The sequence below is a fragment of the Chitinophaga sp. genome, assembly GCF_036569185.1.
GTDB lineage: Bacteria > Bacteroidota > Bacteroidia > Chitinophagales > Chitinophagaceae > Chitinophaga.
In genome coordinates, this window is record NZ_DATCRD010000103.1 from 1 (window position 1) to 2964 (window position 2964).

Here is a 2964-nt window from a genome sequence, read left to right on the forward strand (position 1 = left end):
GATTTGAACTCAATATCTTTACCGTCATAATATTTATCATAATTACGCCCGCTGATAGACCTTCCCTTGTTACCGCTACCGAATATTTCGTCGGCGCGTTTATCATGCCATTGCTTGGCCCAGTTCAGCCAGCCACGGCCTGATCCGGCGCCGGCGCCTCCAGCCAGGCCATACACATCTATCCAGCTATTGGGGTCATGTACATACCCATACAATCTCATTCCGCCCAGCAACCCGATAGGATCCTGGGAAATATACATTCCACTGCCCGAATCGTAATAGCGGAACCTGTTATAGCTCAGGCCTGTTTCTGCATCTTCATACTGGCCCTGATAAAGATAATTACAAAATGTTTTATCGCCATGCAGGTATCGTAGTTTTCCATAGCAATCCAGTTCCCGCTCCCATACTTTATTTCCCGATGTATCAAAAGCATGTACCGGTGTGCCAAGGTGATCTGCAATAATGCTGTACGCCCCTGTTGTTGTAAGTTTTGCACAAGGCGCCAGGGAGCCTTCTTCAAATATCCAGGTCACCAGGTTATCTACCGGCTCCTGTTCTATCTGCAATGCCCCGTCGGCCACGGCTTCCAGGTGTGGCGGATAATCACCTGTGTACCGCCATTCATGCAATGGCACATTACCGTTCCAGAGCCAGCGGGTTACTTCCTGCTTCCGTTTGTTCACTTTCGCAATACGTCTTCCCAGCGGGTCATAACTGAATACAATTTCTCCCCCGGCAGGAGTGATCACTTTTCCCAGCCACCCGTTTGCCTTCCATTCATATACCCAGCCAGTGCGGCTTCCCTTCAATACTACTTTATTGGCTTTGGCCCATGCCTGCTTATCTTCCGCCACCTGGTGGTTGTGACGGAATTCTTTACAGATGAGATTTCCCTCCCCGTCGTAATAATAGAAATAGTCAGGGCATTCCAGCAAGCGGCCGCCTTTACCATACACACGGTCGTTGCGGCCGGGTGTTCTGAAAAGATGCCCCAGCTTATCCGGTATCCTGTAAACGATATCCATACCGCCTCCGCGTTGGCTGTAACTGCCACTCACCAGGTTATCCAATTCATCGTAAGAGAATAACGCCTGTGCACCGCTCAGCTCATTCACGATACTGCGCAGCTTTGTATTTTTCCCCCAGTCATAGCGGATCCGACGCTGCTCTATGTTATGTACCCCGATCGACTGCCGCACTACCCTTCCCTGTTTATCGCGCTGCGTTTGTACGGTCACTCCACCGGAGAGCTGTCTCAATATTTCCAGCCCGCTTTCGTTATGTTTCCACTGCGCCTGCCAGGATCCATCCGGTCCATGAGCTGCCTGCATTTTTTCCACATACCCAGCGGCATGATGCTCCAGCTGGAGAGCAGCGCCCAGGCTACTTCCCAGGAAAACCTGCTCTCCCCATTCATTATATTCGCGTGTTACTTCATAAGCGCCCTGTACTTCGCTGACAGTACGGCCATAAGCATCACGCTGAATAGTCACTGCCCCGTCTTCATTGAAGGCGCCGGTCAGCAAACCATCTTTGTTATATCCGTATGCAGTAACACTGCCATCACTGAATTCTTCTCTTACCAATTGGCCTATACCGTCGTACTCACAAACGGTCCAGCGATTATCCGGCCGTACTATTTTTTTCACGCGTCCTGCACCATCCCGTTCATAGTGATAATGTATGCCATCGAAACCCCATTCATTGATGATATTTCCATTGGCGTCCGGCTCCATCCGGTACAGTTCACCTCCTTCATTGGCGATACTGCGCAACTGCAGTTCCCTGTCGTAATTAAACCGGACCTTCACTCCCTGCTGACTTCTTCCTGTTAACACGCCCAGTGGCCCGTAGGTAAAACTTACCTCGCGATGGCCATTTACCGCCTTTACCAGGTTATCAGCCGCATCATAAGTGAACTGGTGTATGTTGCCATCCGCTTCCTCCACCAGGATAACATTACCGGCGGCATCGTGCTCATAGGCATACCAGTAACCGGTTTCGGTAGTTTCTTTTACCAGCTGTCCCAGCTCATCATATTTCCAACGCCGTGCTGTTTTTTCCGGTGAGATGATTGCACTGAGATTATGTTGTTCATCATATTCCAGTTCAAAGGTGCGACCGTTCTTATAGATCACCTGCGTAACAAAAGGACCGTTATGCCTGTAACGGGTTACCAATCCCTCAAGGTTCTTCTTCTTCACTACCAGTCCTTCTTCGTTATAGGTTAGCTCCATTTTCCTGCCACCGGGCGTTTTAATGCCCGTAAACCGTTGTTCCTCATCAAAATAAAATAAGGTCGACTCACCGTTGCCATTGGTTTCTTTTATTTTATTTCCATAGGCATCATACTCATACTTTTCAGTATTACCGGCAGGATCTATTACTACTTCCAATTCTTCGTAAATATTATAATGCTGTAAAGTAGTTCCCCCGTTACCATCAATGATTTTATAGATCAGCCGGTTTTCGTGGTAACAGTATACTGTCGTATGTCCAAGACCGTTAGTAACGATTGTTTTTCCTTTCTCATACTTTGCATGATATTCCAGTACGCCTTCATCTCCCCAGGTATGCGTACAACGGGCATCTTCCCCTTTGCCGTCGTATTCCCAGTAAAAGTTCATTCCTGTTTGGTTGGTGAGGCGTACCAGTAGATGTCCCTTGTAAAAAAAGTATTTGCTTACATCCCGTGCATTGGTGGTACTTGCCAGGTTCCCTGCCTCATCATAGGCGTAACGCACCAGGTTAATACGGGTGGCTGCTTTGTGGGTATGAATGCATTCAATGCGGCCCTGCTCATCTGTAGTTACATGCAGTACACGGTTGCTGCTGTCGATGATCTGTTGCAGATAGCCGTGACCGTTATAACGGAACTGTATATGGAACCCTGCGGGGTTGCGGATTTCAGCAAGCATACAACTTCCGTCCCGAGCCGGTCTTGCATTAAACCGGTAAATA

Annotated in this window: 1 protein-coding gene; it reads right to left on the reverse strand. The window is 48.6% G+C overall.

The annotated features are described in order from the left end of the window. Positions 1 to 2921: RHS repeat-associated core domain-containing protein (locus VIM72_RS07760; RefSeq protein WP_332002269.1), on the reverse strand; the 2921-nt coding region annotated here is incomplete at its 3' end. Between the last annotated feature and the right edge of the window lie 43 nt (positions 2922 to 2964).